Raw genomic sequence first — 20152 nt, 5'->3', positions numbered from 1 at the left:
TCTTCGGTCGTCTCAAGCAGTTTCGCCGCATCGCCACGCGATACGAAAAACTGGCGCGTAACTTCTTTGGCATGCTCAGTCTCGCTTGTGCCTATATCTGGTTGGCTTGATTGTTAACACACCCTAGTCCTGGTTAAGTGGTCCGGGCCGTACATCGCGATTTCGTTCAGTTGGGAAGTTCGCGATGTCCGTTGCTGTTCCCGATGAAACGCATTCTGCGCTTCCAGGACCTAGGGATAAACCCGCATAACCGAAATTCATCTTTCCATTTTCCGCAGCAATCCTCGACTATTCCATTACGCCGACTATTGAATTCATAAACAGCGGCTATTGCCCCGGCGCTCACGCACGGGTATCGACCAACAATGCCTCGGCATCGTCCAGAGCGGTCACGCGTACATCCGTCTCATTGCGGATCGCGGCGCCGGTCCCGGGTTCGATCCGCACATCGTTGACGTTCAGCCGCCCTTTGGATGCCACGAGAAATCCGCGGCGCGCGCCCTGCGCGAACCGATATGTCGCGGTCTCGCCCGCTTTCAGCGCCACGGCCAGCACACGCGCATCGCCGCGTATCGGCAGCGCGTCGTCGTCGCCGCCGATACCGCTCGCCAGCGTCACGAAGCCGCCCCCGCCTTCCGCACAGGGAAAGGACTTCCTCCCCCAACTGGGCAGCGACCCGCGCTGGTCCGGCTCGATCCAGACCCGCAGGACACGCGCGGGCTCGCTTTCCATATTGAACTCGGCATAGGTCAGGCCACTGCCCGCGCTCATCACCTGCACGTCTCCGGCCCGCGCGCGGCCGCGGTTCCCCAGGTCGTCCTCGTGCGTCAGGACACCTTCGCGGACACAAGTGATGATCTCCACGTCCGTCTGCGTCACGGCGGCAGATCCCGCGCCTGGCGCGATCGTTTCGTCGCGCCACGCGCGCAGCGCCCCCCAGCCCGCCCGCACCGGCAGCGGGCTTTCCGCCGGCGGAAAGCCCGGCCTCGCGCCGGATCGGCCGCGACCGGCGGCCTGAAGGTTGGGAAGGGCGCGGCGCTCGATCATGATGGCCTCGTAAAGAGCGGTGTCCGCCTTATTTGGCGGGATTGGGGCCGATGCGTTCGCCATGCTTGACGCGCTCGGCCAGCTTATGAACATGCGTGACGGCGTAATCGATGCCCATGCCATAGGCACCCGAGTGCTCCTTGGCGATGGACGTCACGGCGTCATAGGTTTCCTGGCGGGCCCAATCGCGCTGCCATTCCAGCATGACCTGCTGCCAGGTCACCGGCACCACGCCGGCCTGCACCATGCGGTCCATGGCGTACTTGTGGGCGTCCAGCGAGGTACCGCCGGAGGCATCGGCCACCATGTAGATCTCGTAGTCGCCTTCCAGCATCGCGCACAGGGCGAAGGTGGTGTTGCAGACTTCGGTCCACAAACCGGCGACGACGATCTTCTTGCGGCCGTTCGCGGCCAGTGCGTCGCGCACATTCTGGTCGTCCCAGGAGTTCATCGACGTGCGCTCCAGGATCTTGTTCTCCGGGAAGACGGCCAGCAGTTCCGGATAGGTGTTGCCCGAAAAACCGTCGGTCTCCACGGTCGTGATGGTGGTCGGGATATTGAACGTGCGCGCGGCTTTTGCCAGGCCCACCACATTGTTCTTCAACGTCTGGCGATCGATCGATTGAACGCCGAAGGCCATCTGCGGTTGCTGGTCGATGAAGATGATCTGGCTGTTCTGGGGGGTCAGGACTTCGAGGTGTTTGTTCGACATGGCTGGGCTCTCTTTCAAGGATGCAATCGGTGGATATTCGGAAAAATTCGACACAGGGCCAAGCCGTACTGGCTGGCACCGATCAGTCGTACAGGCCGCGCCGTTTTGTGCTGCCTGCATGTCGTCTGTCGGTATCGGCATATTAGGGATGCACGCCGACCCTGAGAACCAGCCGAACGGAATTCCATCCTTTCCGTTTTATGCATGATCGCGGCTTGTCCGGACCCTGGGCGGCCGCTATCATCGAGCCGACTTTTCGCGGGACTACACATGAATAAGCTGCCGGATCTCGAGGGATGGGCGATCTTCGCCAAGGTCGCCGAGACAGGTTCATTCGCCAAGGCGGCGGCCGAATTTTCCTTATCGCAAGCCACGGTTTCCAAGACGATCACGCGCCTGGAAACCCGTATGAAAACGACCTTGTTCCATCGCACTTCGCGCAGCATGTCGCTGACCGAATCCGGCTATGCCGCGCTGGAGCGCGCCGCGCGCATCCTGGAAGAAGGCGAGGCCGTCGAAGCCGAGGTCACCGAACAATCGAACATCCTGCACGGAAAAATCAGGCTGACCGCGCCCATGTCGTTCGGCGTTACGCACCTGGCCCCGATGCTGCCGCCGTTCATGCAGGCCCATCCCGACGTGGGCCTGGAGATCGAGTTCAACGACAAGCAGGTGGACCTGGTCTCCGAACGCTTCGACCTTGCGCTGCGGATATCCAACCTTGTGGATTCCGCCCTGCTCGCGCGCCGCCTGTGCTCCGTGCGCATCCTGCTGGTAGGCGCGCCAGGCTACTTCAAGCGTGCGGGACGGCCCCGGCACCCCCGGGACCTGGCCCAGCACACCGCCTTGCAGTACATGTATGCCCGCAGCGGCGCCAGCTGGCGATTCCGGCATGACACGCACGGCGAGTTTTCCCAGGCCTTGCCGGTGCAGCTCAACGTGAACAACGCCGAGGCCCTGACGCCGGCATTGCGCGCCGGCCTGGGGCTCGCGCTGCAGCCGGAATTCCTGGTGTGGGAAGACTTGCGATCGGGCGCCCTGGAAACCGCCATGGACGATTGGCAGGTGGAGGGCATCGCCCTGCATATCGTCACGCCACCCGGGCGCAGGCGGCCCGCGCGGGTGCAGGCGCTGATCGATTATCTGGCCGGGCGCCTGAACGCGGAGCCCTGGGCTACCAACGTGCAGGGATGAACCAGCCGCGAGGCGGTCTCAGCCCGCCAGGAATCCGCCATCCGCGGCCAGGATATGGCCCACCACATAACTCGCCTCGGCCGACATCAGCCACGCCACGGCGGCGGCGACCTCCTCCGGATGTCCCATGCGCCGCAAAGGCAGCCCGGCCTTCACGGCGCTCATATCGGCGATGCCGGAGCCAAGCATCATATCCGTCACCACCCGCCCGGGTGCGACGGCATTGATGCGTATGCCTTGCGGCGCATACTCCATGGCCGCCGCGCGCGTCAGCGCGTTCGCCGCTGCCTTGGAAGCACCGTAGATGGACAGGCCGGGATTGGGGTTGCGTATCCCGCTGACGCTCGTATTGTTGACGATGCTGCCTCCGCCGGAGGCCAGAAGCGCCGGGATCTCATGGCGCATGGCATTGAAGACGGCTCGGACATTCGTGTCGAACACCTGGGCGTAGACCTCGTCGGTCTGCTCGGCCAGCGGCGCGCGCCGCTCCTGGTAGCCGGCGTTGTTGAATACCGCATCCAGGCGCCCGAAGCGTTGCATCACTTGCACTATCGCGGCAGCGAGCTCCGCGTCCGCCGTCGCATCGGCGGCGATGAACACCCCGTCCGTCCCCATCTGGCCGATTTCGGCGGCCAGTTCCCGCCCAAGCGGCTCGCGCCGGCCAGTCACGACCACCGCCGCCGCGCCTTCCGCCGCCATGCGCAAGGCCGTAGCGCGCCCGATGCCGCTGGTGCCCCCCACGACCAGGCAAACCCGACCCTGTAGACGCTGGCCGGAAGGCGGCGCCGGAGCCGGTCCCGCGAGCTCGTATATAGAGGATGAAATCGTAGCCATGTAGGGGCCTCCGGTCCGTGGCACAGCGCCGGCTCCAACATAACCCCAAAAAGTTGCGATACGCAACTACACTGCTGTAAAAAAGACCGCACGGTTACGGCCGTTCCACCGATAAGCGGAACCGCACCCGGTGCCGGCGCGGTTCCCCGGCCTCAAACAACGGTGGATGCGCCAAGGCCGGGATACATGCGTGCGCCGGATGACACTGGCGCGGCCTATATCCACATCCGCGGATGGCATGACGACCGCGATCCCTCCGCTGAAGACGGCATCACATCGTCCAAAAAAAATCGGCCCTCGCGGGGAGGGCCGATGTACTGCACCGAGAGGACTGCCACTTACAGCACCCCCGCCTCTCGCCGGGGGAACCGTTCATCCGTACGGGCATGAACGGCCGGACTTCCTGATGGCGCGGTCCGCGACACTTGACGGACCCCGATGCTGACCGGTTCTCCCGATCGCGCGATCACGCCACCCGTGGCTGGAATCGCCGTCGGTGCTTACGCACCTTCGAACGGCTGGTTGTTCGTGTCGCCGAAGGCGATGCTCGTCGCGGTGTCGGCGTGGTCGATACCGGCCGCCACTTGCGCACGCGTCACGCCGCTGTCGGCTTGCGCCACGAACGGCGCGTTGTCGCTGTCGGCATTCGCCGTCAGGCCGGCTTCGCGGGCTTGGGCCAGATCGGCCAGCACTTGCGAACGGCTGACGCTGTTGGCCGCTTGCCCGTACACGCCCTGGAAGGGCACATTGTCGGGCTCGCTATTGGCCGCTTGCGCGGCGCCGATCGCGGCGAAGGAAAGAATCAGAGCGGAAACGATGGTCTTGGCTTGCATGGCAGTACTCCTAGTCCTGGTTAAGTGGTCCGGGCCGTACATCGCGATTTCGTTCAGTTGGGAAGTTCGCGATGTCCGTTGCTGTTCCCGATGAAACGCATTCTGCGCGTCCAAGACCTAGGGATAAACCCGCATAACCGAAATTCATCTTTCCATTTTCCGCAGCAATCCTCGACTATTTCATTACGCCGACTATTGAATTCATAAACAGAGGCTATTGCCGCTACTAGAGCGCACCTCCGCGACAAGCGCCCACAGTAGGGCGCCGCACGCTCCCCATAGCGGCAGCGCCGCCAGCGCGTATCGAACGCTACTGATCTACTACCCGGCAAAAAAAATGAGCTGCAGACGCAGCCCATTTCCTTATCCAGACGCTTTCCGGAAAACCCGAACCTCAGCGTTTTCCCCGCATCTGTAGGATCTCACAACCGTCTAGATATCGCCCAGCTACGTCTCCCGCACATTGAAGATCCGGTAGGACGCAATACGGTGGGCTGTCCCATTTCATTAAATTCTCCTAACCGTAGTGGCTACAGTCAGAATTAGCACACATTACGCTAGCTATGGTCCGCGGCCAACGCGTAGCCTTCATTATCTGATAGCGCTCGGGGTACGTAATAGGCCGGAAGCCGAAAGTCACAAACAACGGCTCGCGGCAACGACAGACTCTTGGTGGGCTTTGGGGCTAACCTTCGCCGCATAGGCCCACCGGCGTCGTCGATCACCAGTCCACAGTGTCCAGCATGAAGTCCGACGCACCGTGACCGCGGCGCTCCGCGGCCAACTCATTACGGATGCGCTTGAAGTCGAATTGGCGCTGGAACGCCCTGTCCATGCCATCAAGCATAACGGGCGCCTTCATTGCCGCCTCACGGGGAGCCATCCCGCCCTCGATCATCTGATCACGCAGCTTGTCGCTAACCGCAGCGAACGAGTTCTCTTTGAGCGCCTTGGTGAGGTGCCAATCCAGGCTCATTGCATACATAAGGCGAACTTTACGATCTACCATTGTTGTTCCTTTCGTTAGGGAAATGCCGATAATTGGCATCGGCAATGCAATATTCGCCTTTGATGCTCTCCATGCTCCACCGGAAATAACGGAAACCAATGATCGCCACCCAGTCATCCGCTTACGCTCGCTTGCCCACATTCTCTGCCGTCATTGACGCCTTTGCCTCCGGGCTGGGACTCGCCAGAAACAAGGAGGATGCTCTTGAGGCGCTGGGCTCGTTTAGCGGTCGGATTGACGCATATAGTGGGTCGCCTAATCGCCCTGGGTTGCAACAAGATATTTTGGTGTTGCTCACCGGTTCGAATGAAGTCCTCAGACGTGTTGTGAAGGCACGCCTGCTTGACGCTGAATCGGCGCTTACCAACACTAGGGCCGTACCATTGGTGACCTTAGCGAAAGAATGCGAAGGGTGGCGCCGCTTCGTCGAGGTCTGGGCGATACCCTGGATTACTGAACTGCTCAACGACGCCGGCCAATATCCTAGATCAGTGCTTGACAGTGCCCGGCGATTGCTCGAAACACACGCCGCCTGCGGAGGCGATACCAAAAGCTATTTAGTTACTTGGAAAGCCGCCATAAAACGCGCCATTCCTCAAGGAGTCAGTGCCCCCGAGTTCCGTTCGATTCTGGCCAGGCTTGACCATCGGTCTCAACGCAAGCTGACATCTATCGAGACGGATCTCGTCAATCTGCGTCAGGAAATACAAAACGAAATTCCCACGATCGAAGCCCTTGACGCCGACTTGGAGAAGATTCGTCATATCTACATCGCGGGAATCGCCACAATGCGTCTGTTTGCCGCGGCTACAAAAATCATGCCTGAGCACGATCTCCCCGCGCTAATAACCGCTGGATTGAAGGCTGACATAAACGTGAGGGGCGACTCACCACGAGAAGTATATTGCCGGCGCGTACATGTGTATTGGAACACCTTCGATCCAGGCCTGGAGCGTAGTCTTAGGTACGAGAAAATTTATTGTGAACAAAGTCCCTGGAATCATGAGGGATTCTCCCAGCTGCGTACGGAGAACGCCGCGACAGATCCAGACGGCCTATGGTTGCCGGCCATCGATTTCACCGAGGGGTACTGGCATCTTTGTCACGGCCGCAATGACTACGCCAAGCAATGCTTGCAAAGGATTGTCGACAGTGCTGGTGGTAGACAATTAGGTGAAATTGCGGCACTAGCCGCTAGCTTCCTGATCGCGCTGCGGCTGAATGAACCCAAAGTGCTCAAATTTGAGATGCTAAATCCCCTAGTACGCATACGAATTGATAATATATCGCAGCGTATAGAACCACATCTGGACCATATTCCGACGCCCTTCAGTGCTCGCTCACCATGGCCCGACCCGAGTTTCTACGACCAGCACCTTATGGCTTCCGTGATAATTTTCAACGCATTGCCTCGCATAGCAGGAGTGCCGCTCTGCAATCCGTTGCGGCGGTTTGATGCGATGTTGCTGGACCTTATAAAGCAGTCTGGCCAGGCGGGCACTCGATTTTCAGAGGCTGCACGAAATCGGCCAGCGATTGAGGGCACCTCCGTTAAGCCGTATCAGTTGCTTAGGGACCATCTTTACTATAGAGATGTGCTCTTTGGAAGGGATCCGTCGAAAATTCCCCATCTACCGGGCATGGACAACTATTGCATGCTGCCGGAAGACGAGAAACTACGTCTTCTTCGCTTCGTGGATCCGGAGCAGTTCAAAAAAGACCTACAGTCACACGACTGGGACAAGGCAGCATCAACCTAATCGGAAAGAATACCGCCCCGACAAAACAATGATGGCGTTTTTACTATCGTAGAGATGCCTCAGTATCTCTGCCGTTCGGCCGAGGTCATAACGGAAGAAGCCGTTCCACCGACAGGATCACGACCCGGAGTAGCGCCTTGGGGTTACATCCTTATTCAAGAGGACCCTATTCCGGCTCGCAGCCGCATTAATGACCGATACGCCATCCCTTCATTAGTGAGTCCGGAAAGGCTATGGCCAAAGTGGAGCGTCGACGTCCGATCCAGCACCAGCGTCCAGTGAACACCCCGGTCGCACCTCGACTTCGCCTGTATATGTATATAAAGACCGCTCCCGTACCAAACTCAAGTCTCGTTCACCAACTTTTTGAACTACTGGCCAATCACTGCACGTTGAAGAACGGTGGGCGGAGTATGTTCATCGACAAAGTAAATTCGGTACTTGAGATGTCTACGCTTGACTCCAGCAAATGCATCGACACCTTATGGCGCCAGACCTGGGATAAACCGCTCTACGCTGATCAGTTCGCATATATTGCGAGCGACTTAATCGACAAACTGCGAGCGATGACACCATCGCCGCTCGACAATTTTCGATGCTTACCGCCGGAACCTAATCTCTTCAAGGGGCTCAAGCGATATACGGTAAAGCACAGACGACTCTTAGCGCTCGGTGCGGCTTGGAATCTCATCTTCGAACGCCACATCGCTACTGCCAAGATCATTGAGGCGCGCCTGCGCATACAGCGATCGTACCAAGTCGTGGACTTTGCGCGGCAGGAGATGGGCGCACCAGGCTACTTGCCCGCAGTTAGGGAGGCTTCTTTTTTTGATGCCGTAACAGCAGTGAAGGGTTTCGGCCAAATCACCGCTCTGCACATTAGTACTGACCTCGGCTACCCCGTCTACAAGCCGGATCGATGGTTACTACGCTTCGCCGCAACGGACCCATCAGTTCGTGTGGCAATTGAGAACAAGCTACCTGTTGGCACGACGCTTGATCACGTCACTCAAAGCTACCTTGAACGTCACCTCGAGCTCGTAATGTTCGCCGTTGACTCCCTCACGGAAGCGTTTGCTTTATCGCCTCAGCCGCAAGAAATTGTGGATCTAGAACCGGGCTTCAGGTATCACCGATTCGTAGATTTAATGCTCGCCAAATTCGGAATGACGCCCGAAAAGCAGTTCGGAATCGAGATATCTGGAAAGGACCTGCTGTTGCGTGATCTCGCGCGGGCGCAAGATTACCCGCAGCTGTTCTTTATCGCGCAAGAAATGGACCGGGCCATCAAAGCGAAAATGCAAAAACGGCGTGCAAAACGTCAGACTCAACTGCCCACATAGTGGAAAGCCTGTCGATGGTACACACGACTGCTTGGGTCGGCCGCGAACGCCCTTGATTGGCGGTTCCCAGCCAGAGGCAGTCCTTGACAGCGTCTCCCCACATGATTGCCCAGACTGAAGGCGACCGGTCTTTGCCTCGTTCCGAACGGACATGTGCCATATTCTCCGCTTCTGTTAGTCGTGGATAGGCCGTTGGGATAGGCGATAAAGTGACCAACCAGTCGTCTCGGAGTAGCCGTGGGAAAAGCCAAGATCATTACCCTTACCAACAGACGTACCTGGCCTAAGAAAGGTGATGCTGTAGGTCACTTCAAGGCGATGCTTGCCCGATATCGAGATGGATCGCGCGTTTCTGACGAGACAGATCACAATGACTTGGCGTCCTGCTTGACGCGTATGACTCGGTCTTAGATCCAGAGAGCCCAGCTCGACCTGTTTCAGCGCGAAGACAATTTGCTCCTCGGTGTACTTCGATCTCTTCATGGCCCCGGCCCTATTCCATATCGTGAAACCATGCCGAATTTCTCTAACTTAGAACGGGACTACAAATCGGGGTAGGGTCACGGGACAGCACGCTCAATGGATTTGCATTGAAAGCTTTGCGCACCCATATGAAGCTTGTAATACGGAACTCACGAACGCACTGGAAGTGCTTCGAATACGGTTAAGCCTGTAGTCAAAAATGGGTTCCGGGAAAGAGCCGGCCATCAAGGCATCACATTGCCCCCTCGCCATCAATAAAAAAACCCAGCCGCTGCCGGCTGGGTTTTGCCTTAAGAAATCTAAATTTATTGGGAAAAATCTAAATTCCAACAGGATCCTACAGCATCAGATGTCGATATTGCTCGCCGACAACGCGTGCGTTTCGATGAACGCCCGACGCGGTTCGACTTCATCGCCCATCAGCGTGGTGAAGACCTCGTCGGCCGCGATGGCGTCCTCGATCTGCACGCGCAGCAGGCGGCGCACCTTCGGGTCCATGGTGGTTTCCCACAGCTGTTCCGGGTTCATTTCGCCCAGGCCCTTGTAGCGCTGCTTGGACACGCTGCGTTCGGCTTCCGCACGTAGCCAGCGCATGGCCTCGCGGAAGTCCGACACCGGCGCTTCCTTGCGCTTCTCGCCCTCGCCGCGCGCGATGATCGCGCCCGCGCCGATCAGGCCCAGGAAGGTCTTGGCCGCCGTCGACAGCACACCGTAATCGGCGCCTTCGATGAAGGTTGCGTCGATCAGGCTGACACGGGCGTTGCCATGGCGCATGCGCTTTACCACCACGCGCTGCTTTTCGGTTGCCGGATCGACTTCCGCGTAGACCTTGACGGCATGCGGCGCCAGCGGATCGAACAGAGCCTTTTCCAGCCGCTCGGCCGAGGCCGCAGCGGCTTCCGCCGTGTCGATATTGATCTCGATGCCTTCGGCCATGGCCGACAAAGAAGCCTCGTCGATCATGCGCGACGCGCGCGCGATCACGGCGTCGGCCAGCGTGTATTGGCGCGCCAGCGCGGCCAGCGCTTCGCCGGAAATGGGCTCCGCGCCTTCGGCCGGAATCAGCTCGGCATCCTTCAACGCCAGTTGCAGCATGAAGATCGCTTCTTCCTGGTCGTCCTTCAGATAGCGTTCGTCGCGGCCGACCTTGACCTTGTACAGCGGCGGCTGCGCGATGTAGACGTAGCCGCGCGCAACCAGCTCCGGCATCTGGCGATACAGCAGCGTCAGCAACAGCGTGCGGATGTGCGCGCCGTCCACGTCCGCGTCGGTCATGATGATCAGGCGGTGATAGCGCAGCTTGTCGACGTTGAAGTCGGGACCGATGCTGGTGCCCAGCGCGGTGATCAGCGTGGCGATCTGCTCGCTGGCGATCAGGCGGTCGAAGCGCGCCTTCTCGACGTTCAGCACCTTGCCCCGCAGCGGCAGCACGGCCTGGAACTTGCGGTCGCGGCCCTGCTTGGCCGAACCGCCGGCCGAATCGCCCTCGACGATGTACAGCTCGCACAGGGCGGGGTCTTTCTCCTGGCAATCCGCCAGCTTGCCGGGCAGGCCGGCGCCTTCCAGCACGCTCTTGCGGCGCGTCATTTCGCGCGCCTTGCGCGCGGCTTCGCGCGCGCGGGCGGCCTCGACGATCTTGGCGCACAGCGCCTTGGCATCGATGGGATGCTCCAGCAGCCAGGTTTCCAGCGTGCGCCCGACGGCGTCTTCCACGGCCGGCCGCACTTCGCTGGACACCAGCTTGTCCTTGGTCTGGCTGCTGAACTTGGGCTCGGGTACCTTCACCGACAGCACGCAGGTCAGCCCCTCGCGCATGTCGTCGCCGGAGGTCTCGACCTTGGCCTTCTTGGCCAGTTCGTTATCGGCGATGTACTTGTTCAGCACGCGGGTCATCGCCGCGCGCAGGCCCGTCATGTGCGTCCCGCCGTCCCGCTGCGGAATATTGTTGGTGAAACACAGCACGTTCTCGGAATAGCTGTCGTTCCACTGCATGGCCACGTCCACCGTGACCGGCACGCCGCCGGCGCTGGATTCCGCGCTGACCGAAAACACATTGGGGTGCAGGACCGTCTTGCTGCGGTTGATGTACTCGACAAAGCCCTTCACGCCGCCGGAGAAGGCGAAGTTTTCTTCCTTGCCCTGGCGCTGGTCGACCAGGCGGATCTTCACGCCATTGTTCAGGAACGACAGCTCGCGCAGACGCTTGGACAGGATGTCGTAGTGGTATTCGATGTGGTTGAAGATCAGCGGATCGGCCAGGAAGCGCACCTCGGTACCGCGCTTTTCGGTCTTGCCCGTGACGGCCAGCGGGTTCACGCGCTGGCCCTGGCGGAACTCCATTTCGTGCACTTCGCCGTTGCGGCGGATGGTCAGGCGCAGCCATTCGGACAGGGCGTTCACGCAGGACACGCCCACGCCGTGCAGGCCGCCCGATACCTTGTACGAATTCTGGTCGAACTTGCCGCCCGCGTGCAGCTCGGTCATGACGATTTCCGCCGCGCTGCGGCCGAACTCGTCGTCCTTGTGGATGTCGGTCGGGATGCCGCGGCCGTTGTCCGTTACCGATATGGAGTTATCGGTATGGATGGTCACGACGATATCGTCGCAATACCCCGCCAGCGCCTCGTCGATCGCGTTGTCGACAACCTCGAACACCATGTGGTGCAGCCCCGTGCCATCGGATGTGTCGCCGATGTACATGCCGGGGCGCTTGCGCACGGCCTCCAGCCCCTTGAGCATCTTGATCGAATCGGCGCCATAGCCGGAGTTCTCGGGAGTGGTATTCGGAGTGTCGGACATAAATCTCTGTGGTTGCGCGAATAAAGCGGCCGGCTTGCGGCCTGGCCGGGGCGGATCGCGCCGCGGCCAGGAGTGACGGTCAAGCGACGTCAGATGCGCATCGGCATCACGACGTACTTGAAGTTGTCGTCATCGGGAAGGGTGATCAGGGCGGAAGCGTTCTGGTCCGGCATGACGGACCATTTGATTTCTTCCACCTTGACGTTGCTCAGGACATCCAGCAGGTAGCCCACGTTGAAGCCCACGTCGAGGGCCTCATGGCTGTAATCGATGTCCAGCTCTTCCTGCGCCTCTTCCTGCTCGGCGTTGGAAGAAGAGATCTTCATCAGGTTCTGCGCCAGCTGCAGGCGCACACCCTTGAACTTATCGGTGGTCAGGATGGCGGCGCGCTGCAGGCTGCCCTGCAGGGCTTCGCGATTGACCACGAAATGCCGCGTGTAGCTGGTGGGGATCACGCGGGTGAAATCGGGGAACTTGCCTTCGACCAGCTTGGAGACGAGCTCGACGTCGCCGAAACGGAAACGGATCTGGCCGGGCGCCACGTCGATGGAGACCGGCGCGTCGGAGTCTTCCAGCAGGCGCTGCATCTCCAGCACGGTCTTGCGCGGGACGATCACTTCATGGCGCTCGGTAATGCCTTCGGCCTCGGTGGCGCAATGCGCCAGGCGGTGGCCGTCGGTTGCCACCGCGCGCAGGCGGCCGGGCTCGAACACCATCAGCATGCCATTCAGGTAATAACGGATGTCCTGCTGCGCCATGGCGAAGTAGACCATGTTCAGCAGATGCCGCAGGTTCTTCTGCGTCAGCGTCAGCGATACATCCCAGTTCTCGGGCTGAGCCACGGTGGGGAACTCGCTGGCCGCCAGTGTCTGCAACGCGAAGCGGCTCTTGCCGGTCTGCACGGACAATTTGTTGCTCGCCAGCGCCAGCTTGACGTCGCCCGTATCCGGCAGCGCGCGCAGGATGTCCAGCAGCTTGCGCGCGGCAACGGTGGTCGACTCGTTGTCGGAACCCACGCCGAAATCCGCCTGCGTCGTGATCTGGACTTCCAGGTCCGTCGCGATGAACGATACCTTGTTGGCCTCTTTGCGCATCAGGATGTTCGCAAGGATGGGCAGGGTATGGCGTCTTTCGACGATGCCCGCCACAGTCGATAGCGGTTTCAGCAATGCATCGCGTGTGGTTTGTACGAGTTGCATGTTCATCCTTTTAGAGTTTGTTCCAACACGTGCAGGGTATGGTTGAGTTCGGCGAGCTTGCCGCGCGCGTCCGAGATCTTGCGCACGGCGTGAAGAACGGTGGTGTGGTCGCGGCCACCGAACAAGTCGCCGATCTCAGGCAGGCTTTTCTGGGTCAGCTCCTTGGCCAGGTACATGGCCACTTGGCGAGGCAGTGCGATATTGGCGGGGCGCCGTTTCGAGTACATGTCGGCGACCTTGATCTTGTAGAAATCGGCCACCGTCTTCTGGATGTTCTCGACCGTGATCTGGCCGTTGGACACGGACAGCAGGTCTTTCAAGGCATCCTTGCAGACGTCGACGGTCACGACGTCGCGGCCGTGGAAGCGCGCATAGGCCAGCACCTTGCGCAGCGCCCCTTCGAGTTCCCGCACGTTGCTGCGCAAGTGCTTGGCGATAAAGAAGGCGACTTCCTCGGGCATGGGCACGCCCTCGGATTCGGCCTTGCGCAACAGGATCGCCACCCGCATTTCGAGTTCGGGCGGTTCGATCGCCACGGTCAGGCCGGAATCGAAACGGGAAATCAGCCGGCTGTCGATACCGGCGAGTTCCTTGGGATAGGTGTCGCTGGTGATGATGATCTGCTTGCGCTGGGCCACCATGGCCTCGAACGCATAGAAGAATTCCTCTTGCGTGCGGTTCTTGCCGGAGAAAAACTGGATATCGTCGATCAGCAGCAGATCCAGCGAATGGTAGTAGCGCTTGAAGTCGTCGAAAGCCTTGCGCTGGTACGCCTTCACGACGTCCGACACGTATTGGTCCGCATGCACGTAGCGCACGCGCACGCCGGTACCGGCCGCCACCATGGCATTGCCGATGGCGTGGATCAGGTGCGTCTTGCCCAGACCCACGCCGCCATACAGGAACAGCGGGTTGTACGAGACGCCCGGGTTCTCGGCGACCTGCAACGCGGCCGCGCGCGCCAGCTGGTTGGCCTTGCCGGTGACGAAGTTTTCGAAAGTCAGGTCGGTGTTCAGCCGCGAACGCTCGTAGATGACGTTGGCGGCATCGGCGTTGACGGCCGCCGCCACCGCGGCGGACGCGGCGGCGGTGGTCGCCGGTGGCGCCGGAATCGACACCGGGCCGGCGGCGGGCGCGGTGGCTTCGACGGCCGTGCCATTCGCTTCCACGACGGCGGCCATCGGCGCGCGCGGCGTGACCGGCATGCGCGGCGCGGCGGTGCCGGCCGGCAGCTCGAACAGGACCTGGACCGGGCGCTGCCACCATTCCGTGGCCAGCGTTTCTATCTGGCGGGCAAAGTTCTTGCGCACCCAATCCAGCTTGAAGCGATTGGGCGCGGAAATGCGCAGCACCGCTTGCGCCTCATCGAAGGCGAGCGGCACGAGCGGACGGATCCACGCGCTGATCTGTTGGGGGGGGAGTTCCTGCTCAAGACGACTGACGCAGGTCTGCCAGAATTCTTTCATGTCGGTCTTGTCTAAACCTCGATTCTACCTTGCCTGGGCTGTGGTTATCCACAGGCCGGCCCGGTCGGCCCCGGCACCCGCCCCCCTAACTGTTTGACAATAGAGAAGAAACTTGTTGAAATGGCGGGCTCGACTGGCGACGGGTGGCTTTATTCGTCCCTAGAATCTGCGGCAGTGGATCGAAGACGGGCGTCAAAACCAGGCGTCGAAGACGGCGACGACTATGCCGAAGACAGTGACCCCGGCTGTCAGTCGGATCGTGCCGCGATACTCCTGCCGTAGCGGGCGTGGCATCCAAGCCGCGTTCTCGAGATAAGCGAAGAGATAAGCGCCGTAGATAGCCATGGGGCGCGCGGGCCGTATTGCCCGCGTCTGTGCCCATCCGTATTTTTGATTGTTCTTTTGTGGACCGCCCATGAAACGCACCTTCCAACCCTCCGTTACCCGCCGCAAGCGTACCCATGGCTTTCGCGTGCGCATGAAGACCCGTGGCGGCCGCGCCGTGCTGAACGCGCGCCGCGCCAAGGGCCGCAAGCGCCTGGCGGTCTGAGTCCCGCCTCGCGATGCGTTGCGCCGCCCACGCCTGACGTGACGGCCGCGCTATCGCCTGCCGTGCCGCGTTCCACGCTTCCCCCGGAGGCGAGGATGCATCGCCCCTCGGAGTTCGCCGCCGCGCTGAAAGGCCGTCGGCTGGCGCGAGGGGCGTTTTTCATGATCACCTCTGCCGCCGCGCCCGCGGGGCCGCAGCCGGGACGCGCCCGCCTGGGCATGGTCATCGCCAAACGGCATGCGGCGCGAGCCGCCACGCGCAACGCGCTCAAGCGCGTCATACGCGAAGCCTTTCGCGCGCGGCGCCACGGATTACCGCCGGCCGATTACGTCGTCCGGCTGCACGCCCGGGTGCCCGATCTGTCCCTTACCGCGCTGAAGCACGCCGCCCGCACCGAAGTAGATGCTCACTTCGGCCGGCTGGTACGCGCTCCGTCCTGAAGGTGTCGCATGAGCACGTCCATCATCCAGGCTCTGCTGATCGCCCCCATCCGGTTCTACCGGTTCTTTTTAAGCCCATGGGTGGGACGGCAGTGCCGATTCACGCCCAGTTGTTCGGCCTACGCCATCGAAGCCATTGAAACTCACGGGCCGTTACACGGTCTGTGGCTGGCGGTCCGGCGAATCGGACGCTGCCATCCCTGGGGCCCTGGCGGGGTGGATCCCGTCCCCGACGCGCCGCGGTCCGGCGGCCCTTGCCATTGCGGTCACGGCCACCGCGCCCGGCAGGATTGACGCTAAACTGGCGGGCTTTGCCGGTCCCGCTTTCACCTTGTAGGCACCATGGATATCCGACGAACCATCCTCTGGATGATTTTTTCTTTCTCGCTGTTGCTCCTGTGGAACAACTGGCAAGTCCATAACGGAAAACCGTCGCTGTTCGGCATGCAGCCGGCCGCCCCGACGGCCCAGCAGTCCGCCAAACCCGCCGCCACTCCGGACGCGGGACAGCCCGGCGCCAGCTCCACGATCCCCAGCGTACCGGCCGCCGGCCAGCCGGCATCCGCGACCCCGGGCGGGGTGCCCCCGGCCGCGGCCAAGGCGCAGGCGGATTCGCAGAAAGTCGTCGTCACCACCGACGTGCTGCGCCTGACCTTCGACACCACGGGCGCGCAGCTCGTCAAGGCCGTGCTGCTGAAGTACCCGGACGCCAACCGCGGCGACCAGCCCACGGTGCTCCTGGACGACTCGCCCGACCTGCAATATGTCGTGCAGTCCGGCGTGGTGGGGGCCGCGGGCCAGCCCGGCTTCCCGACGCACCAGACGCCTTTCCGCATGGTGTCCTCCGAACGCAGCATGACCGGCGATACGCTGAACGTCGTGTTCGAGGCCGATTCGGGCGGCATGAAGGTCACCAAGACCTACACGCTTCATCGTGGCCGCTACGACATCGACGTTCGCCATGACATGACGAACACCAGCGCCAACCCGGAACGTCCGTCGCTGTACCTGCAGCTGCAGCGCGACGGCAACAATCCTCCCGACACGTCCAGCTTCTATCACACCTTCACCGGCATGGCGGTGTATTCGGACCAGGAGAAATTCCAGAAGGCCACGTTCGCCGATATCGAGAAGAAGAAGGCCAGCTACATCAAGCAGGCCGACAACGGCTGGATCGCGGTGGTGCAGCACTACTTCGCCACGGCGTGGATTCCGCCCCAGGGCAAAACGCGCACCAACGAGCTGCTGCAGGTGCGCGACAACCTGTACGCCGCGCGCACCATCGAAGCCGTGGGCGACATCGCGCCCGGCGCATCGGCCAGCGTCGACGCGCATCTTTGGGTCGGCCCGCAGGACCAGAAGGCCATGGCGGCCCTGGCGCCCGGCCTGGAACTGGTGGTCGACTACGGTTGGCTGACCATCATCGCCAAGCCGCTGTTCTCGCTGATGACCTGGTTGCATTCCATCCTGGGCAACTGGGGCTGGACCATCGTCGCGCTGACGGTCCTGATCAAGCTGCTGTTCTACCCGCTGGCGGCGACGAGCTATCGTTCGATGGCCCGCATGAAGCAGGTCACGCCGCGGCTGCAGGCCCTGAAGGAAAAGTACGGCGACGACAAGCAGAAGCTGAACGCCGCCATGATGGAGATGTACCGGACCGAAAAGATCAATCCGCTGGGCGGCTGCCTGCCGATGGTGGTACAGATCCCCGTGTTCATTTCGCTGTACTGGGTGCTGCTGGCCAGCGTGGAAATGCGCGGCGCGCCCTGGCTGGGCTGGGTCCATGACCTCTCGGTCCACGATCCGTACTTCATCCTGCCGGCGATCATGATGGCCACCATGTTCCTGCAGATCAAGCTGAACCCCACGCCGCCGGATCCCGTGCAGGCCAAGGTGATGATGGTCATGCCCCTGGTGTTCGGCGGCATGATGTTCATGTTCCCGGCCGGCCTGGTGCTGTACTGGTGCGTCAACAACACGCTGTCCATCCTGCAGCAGTGGTACATCACCCGCAAGCTGCGCACCGAGACCGCCAAGCACTGACGAAGCCCGGGGACGGTCGACCATGAAAAAACTCGACGTCCCCGCGCTTGAAATCTTCGTCGCCGCCGTAGAGGAAAAAAGCCTTTCCAAGGCGGCCGAACGCGAAAACGTCGTCACCTCGGCCGCCAGCCGGCGCATCGCCGACCTCGAACGCCATCTCGAACGCACGCTGCTGCATCGCCATGGGCGCGGGGTGGAACCCACCCCCGCCGGCGTGCTGCTCTACCAGCGAGCCAAGGCCATCCTGCGCAGTGTCCAGCTGGCGGAAGAGGCCATCGACAGCTATTCCGCCGACGGCCAGGCCAAGATCCGGCTGGCCGCCAACCCCTCCACCCTGCTTCAATTCCTTCCCGCGCCCATGGCCCGCTTCCTGGCGGGACGCGATAAGGTCGCGGTGGACGTGCTGGAAGCCCATAGCTACGACATCCCGCGCATGGTCGCGGAGGGCGCGGTCGATATCGGCATCTATCACGCCGCGCGCCCCGCCGCCGGCGTCTCGTCCTTTTCCTTCCGGCGCGACCGTGTCGGCCTGGTCGTGCCGCTCGGCCACCCGCTGACCGCGCGCGCATCCCTGCGCCTGGAAGACGCGCTGGATTACGACCTGCTCGGCTATTTTCCACGCCACTCGCTGGACCAGTTCCTGGACTACGTCGGGACGAGCCTGTCGCGTCCGCCCAAGGTCAAACTGCAGGTGGCGAATTTCGAGACGCGTTGCCGCATGATCCGCGAGGGGTTGGGAATCGCCGTCGTGCCCGAAGGCATCGCGCGCAACTACCTGGCCGACATGGGACTGGCGCTGATCCACCTGGAAGACCCCTGGGCCGAGCGGCATTTCCACATTTGCGTACGCGACGCCGCGGACATGCGCCCCCTGGTGGCGGACCTGCTGGCCGCGCTGCGCTTGCCGGATCGGTGATCGGTGGTTTGCCTTTTTTTCAAACCGCGCGGGGGCATGGCGGGCTAGAGTGAAGGCTACAAGAGCGGCGCGCAACCGCGCCGCGATATGCCGGAGACGCCCATGCTGCTCGAATCGCTGTCCGCCTATGGCGCGCGCGACACCCTCGCCAGCCTTCCCGACGAAGTCCTGCACTACGCCAAGCGCGCCGTTCTGGATTGGCTGTCCGCGCTGTATCCCGGAACCCGCATTTCGCCGTGCCGGGAGCTGGTGGCCGCGCATGCGGAGGAACTAGGCGTGGGCCGGTCCAGCCTGCCGGGCAACGGCACCACCGCCTTTCCGGCCACCGCCGCCTGGATCAACGGCAGCGCCTCGCACGCCCCGGAATTCGATGACATCTTCCGTGACGGCGCCTACCACCCCGGATGCCCGGTGATCGCCGCGGCGCTGGCCATGGCCGAACACCAACGCGCCAGCGGGCGCGAACTGCTGAATGCGGTGGTGGTGGGGTATGAGATCTCCACGCGCATCGCCGCCGCGATGCAACCGTCCCACTACCGCTACTTCCACACCACCGGCACGGTCGGATCCCTGGGCGCGGCGGCCGCGGCGGCCGCGCTGGCGGCCCCCGGCAAAAGCGCCGTCATGGGCCACGCCATCGCGACATCGGCCACCATGGCCGCGGCCCTGCAACAGGCTTTTCGTTCCGATGCCATGAGCAAGGCATTGCACGCCGGGCATGCGGCGGAGGTCGGCGTACGGGCCGGGCAGGGCGCCGCGCACGGTGTGACCGGCGTGGCGGACATCCTGGAAGGGGAAGTCGGCTTCGGCGCCGCCCTGGCCACGGACGTCCGCTGGGACAGCGTGCTGGACGGACTGGGCGAGCGCTACAACATCACCCGCATGACGCAGAAGAACCACGGATGCTGCGGCCACACCTTCGCCGCCATCGACGCCGCGCTCGCGCTGCGCGAGAAGGGCGTGCGCCCCGAGCGCGTGCAGGCCATCGAGGTAAAAACCTATCGCGCCGCCCTGGACGTGGCCGGCTATCCCGACCCCTCCAGCGCATTCGAGGCACGCTTCAGCCTGGCGTATGTACTGGCGCACGCGATGCGCCAGGGCTCCGTGCGGCTGGCCGCGTTCGAGCCGCACGCGCTGGCCGACGCCGATACACGCGCCCTGATGCGCAAGGTGACCATCATCGAGGATCCCCAGCTGACCGCCGGCTTCCCGTCGATGCGCGCGGCACGCGTGGCCATCGTGACCGACGACGGCGCGCGCCACGAGCACTTCGCGCCCTATCGCAAGGGCGATCCGGAAGAGCCGCTATCGGATGCGGACCTGAACGACAAGTTCGACGAGCTGGCCGGGCCCGTGCTGGGTGCATCCCGCGCGCGCGAATTGCGCGAGGCCGTCTGGCGCCTGGATACCCGCGACGTCAGCGATCTGGCACTGGCGTCGGATCGCCCCGCCGGCTGAACGCGCCGCCGCCTGTCGCGCCCTGTCGCCGAAGTATTGCCCCGGATCGCCGAGGCACTGGATCAC

18 protein-coding genes and 1 pseudogene are annotated in these 20152 nt (G+C 62.1%); 10 read left to right on the top strand and 9 right to left on the bottom strand.

Annotation, left to right across the window (positions count from 1 at the left end; all coding sequences use genetic code 11):
• A pseudogene (locus CAL28_RS29405) lies at positions 1–110 on the top strand (IS5/IS1182 family transposase); the annotation flags it as partial.
• Between the two features lie 232 nt (positions 111–342).
• Here the strand turns inward: CAL28_RS29405 and CAL28_RS29400 are convergent.
• Both CAL28_RS29400 and CAL28_RS29395 read right to left on the bottom strand, forming a co-directional pair.
• Positions 343–1047: a pirin family protein gene (locus tag CAL28_RS29400; protein ID WP_094844469.1), complete on the bottom strand. Its 705-nt coding sequence runs from the start codon at positions 1045–1047 to the stop codon at positions 343–345.
• A gap of 28 nt (positions 1048–1075) precedes the next feature.
• Positions 1076–1759 carry a hydrolase gene (locus CAL28_RS29395; protein WP_094844468.1) on the bottom strand — a complete coding sequence of 228 codons (684 nt, stop codon included), beginning with the start codon at positions 1757–1759 and terminating at the stop codon, positions 1076–1078.
• Positions 1760–2029: 270 nt separating this feature from the next.
• Between CAL28_RS29395 and CAL28_RS29390 the strand changes: the two genes are divergently transcribed.
• Entirely contained in the window at positions 2030–2953 is a 924-nt protein-coding gene (locus CAL28_RS29390) for a LysR family transcriptional regulator (protein WP_094844467.1), read from the top strand.
• A gap of 18 nt (positions 2954–2971) precedes the next feature.
• Here CAL28_RS29390 and CAL28_RS29385 read toward each other — a convergent pair whose 3' ends face one another.
• The 3 genes from CAL28_RS29385 to CAL28_RS29375 form a co-directional block, all read right to left on the bottom strand.
• Entirely contained in the window at positions 2972–3787 is an 816-nt protein-coding gene (locus CAL28_RS29385; protein WP_094844466.1) for an SDR family NAD(P)-dependent oxidoreductase, read from the bottom strand.
• Positions 3788–4287: 500 nt separating this feature from the next.
• Positions 4288–4620, bottom strand: coding sequence for a DUF4148 domain-containing protein (locus CAL28_RS29380; RefSeq protein WP_094839397.1), 333 nt, complete (start codon positions 4618–4620; stop codon positions 4288–4290).
• 721 nt (positions 4621–5341) lie between these two features.
• The gene (locus CAL28_RS29375) at positions 5342–5629 is read right to left on the bottom strand and encodes a hypothetical protein (protein WP_176464136.1); all 288 of its coding nucleotides are present in this window, start codon (positions 5627–5629) and stop codon (positions 5342–5344) included.
• A 98-nt stretch (positions 5630–5727) separates the two neighbouring features.
• Between CAL28_RS29375 and CAL28_RS29370 the strand changes: the two genes are divergently transcribed.
• Together CAL28_RS29370 and CAL28_RS29365 are read left to right on the top strand one after the other, a co-directional pair.
• On the top strand, positions 5728–7389 hold the full coding sequence (locus tag CAL28_RS29370; RefSeq protein ID WP_094844464.1) for a hypothetical protein: 1662 nt from the start codon (positions 5728–5730) through the stop codon (positions 7387–7389).
• Between the two features lie 413 nt (positions 7390–7802).
• A complete protein-coding gene (locus tag CAL28_RS29365; RefSeq protein ID WP_094844463.1) occupies positions 7803–8732 on the top strand; it encodes a hypothetical protein in 930 nt (309 codons plus the stop codon).
• Positions 8733–9560: 828 nt separating this feature from the next.
• Here the strand turns inward: CAL28_RS29365 and gyrB are convergent.
• From gyrB to CAL28_RS29880, 4 genes are all read right to left on the bottom strand, one after another.
• Positions 9561–12014: a DNA topoisomerase (ATP-hydrolyzing) subunit B gene (gene gyrB / locus CAL28_RS29360; RefSeq protein WP_094844462.1), complete on the bottom strand. Its 2454-nt coding sequence runs from the start codon at positions 12012–12014 to the stop codon at positions 9561–9563.
• 89 nt (positions 12015–12103) lie between these two features.
• Positions 12104–13213 carry a DNA polymerase III subunit beta gene (dnaN, locus tag CAL28_RS29355; protein ID WP_176464135.1) on the bottom strand — a complete coding sequence of 370 codons (1110 nt, stop codon included), beginning with the start codon at positions 13211–13213 and terminating at the stop codon, positions 12104–12106.
• A 2-nt stretch (positions 13214–13215) separates the two neighbouring features.
• Complete coding sequence (dnaA, locus tag CAL28_RS29350) at positions 13216–14679, bottom strand: chromosomal replication initiator protein DnaA (protein WP_094844460.1); 1464 nt, start codon at positions 14677–14679, stop codon at positions 13216–13218.
• Positions 14680–14871: 192 nt separating this feature from the next.
• Complete coding sequence (locus CAL28_RS29880; RefSeq protein WP_176464134.1) at positions 14872–15096, bottom strand: hypothetical protein; 225 nt, start codon at positions 15094–15096, stop codon at positions 14872–14874.
• Here CAL28_RS29880 and rpmH point away from each other — a divergent pair.
• From rpmH to CAL28_RS29320, 6 genes are all read left to right on the top strand, one after another.
• On the top strand, positions 15095–15229 hold the full coding sequence (gene rpmH / locus CAL28_RS29345; RefSeq protein WP_057654304.1) for a 50S ribosomal protein L34: 135 nt from the start codon (positions 15095–15097) through the stop codon (positions 15227–15229). The two genes, CAL28_RS29880 and rpmH, sit on opposite strands and share 2 nt — an antisense overlap.
• A 62-nt stretch (positions 15230–15291) precedes the next feature.
• Positions 15292–15669, top strand: coding sequence for a ribonuclease P protein component (locus CAL28_RS29340; protein WP_094844927.1), 378 nt, complete (start codon positions 15292–15294; stop codon positions 15667–15669).
• 21 nt (positions 15670–15690) lie between these two features.
• Complete coding sequence (gene yidD / locus CAL28_RS29335; protein ID WP_094844926.1) at positions 15691–15963, top strand: membrane protein insertion efficiency factor YidD; 273 nt, start codon at positions 15691–15693, stop codon at positions 15961–15963.
• A gap of 48 nt (positions 15964–16011) precedes the next feature.
• On the top strand, positions 16012–17712 hold the full coding sequence (gene yidC / locus CAL28_RS29330) for a membrane protein insertase YidC (RefSeq protein WP_094844459.1): 1701 nt from the start codon (positions 16012–16014) through the stop codon (positions 17710–17712).
• 22 nt (positions 17713–17734) lie between these two features.
• On the top strand, positions 17735–18628 hold the full coding sequence (locus CAL28_RS29325; RefSeq protein WP_094844458.1) for a LysR family transcriptional regulator: 894 nt from the start codon (positions 17735–17737) through the stop codon (positions 18626–18628).
• Positions 18629–18730: 102 nt separating this feature from the next.
• Positions 18731–20086 carry an MmgE/PrpD family protein gene (locus CAL28_RS29320; protein ID WP_094844457.1) on the top strand — a complete coding sequence of 452 codons (1356 nt, stop codon included), beginning with the start codon at positions 18731–18733 and terminating at the stop codon, positions 20084–20086.
• The last annotated feature ends 66 nt before the right edge of the window (positions 20087–20152 follow it).

Origin of the sequence: Bordetella genomosp. 11 (genome assembly GCF_002261215.1) — a bacterium.
Lineage (GTDB): Bacteria > Pseudomonadota > Gammaproteobacteria > Burkholderiales > Burkholderiaceae_B > Bordetella_C.
This window is presented reverse-complemented; position numbering and strand designations above follow the sequence as displayed.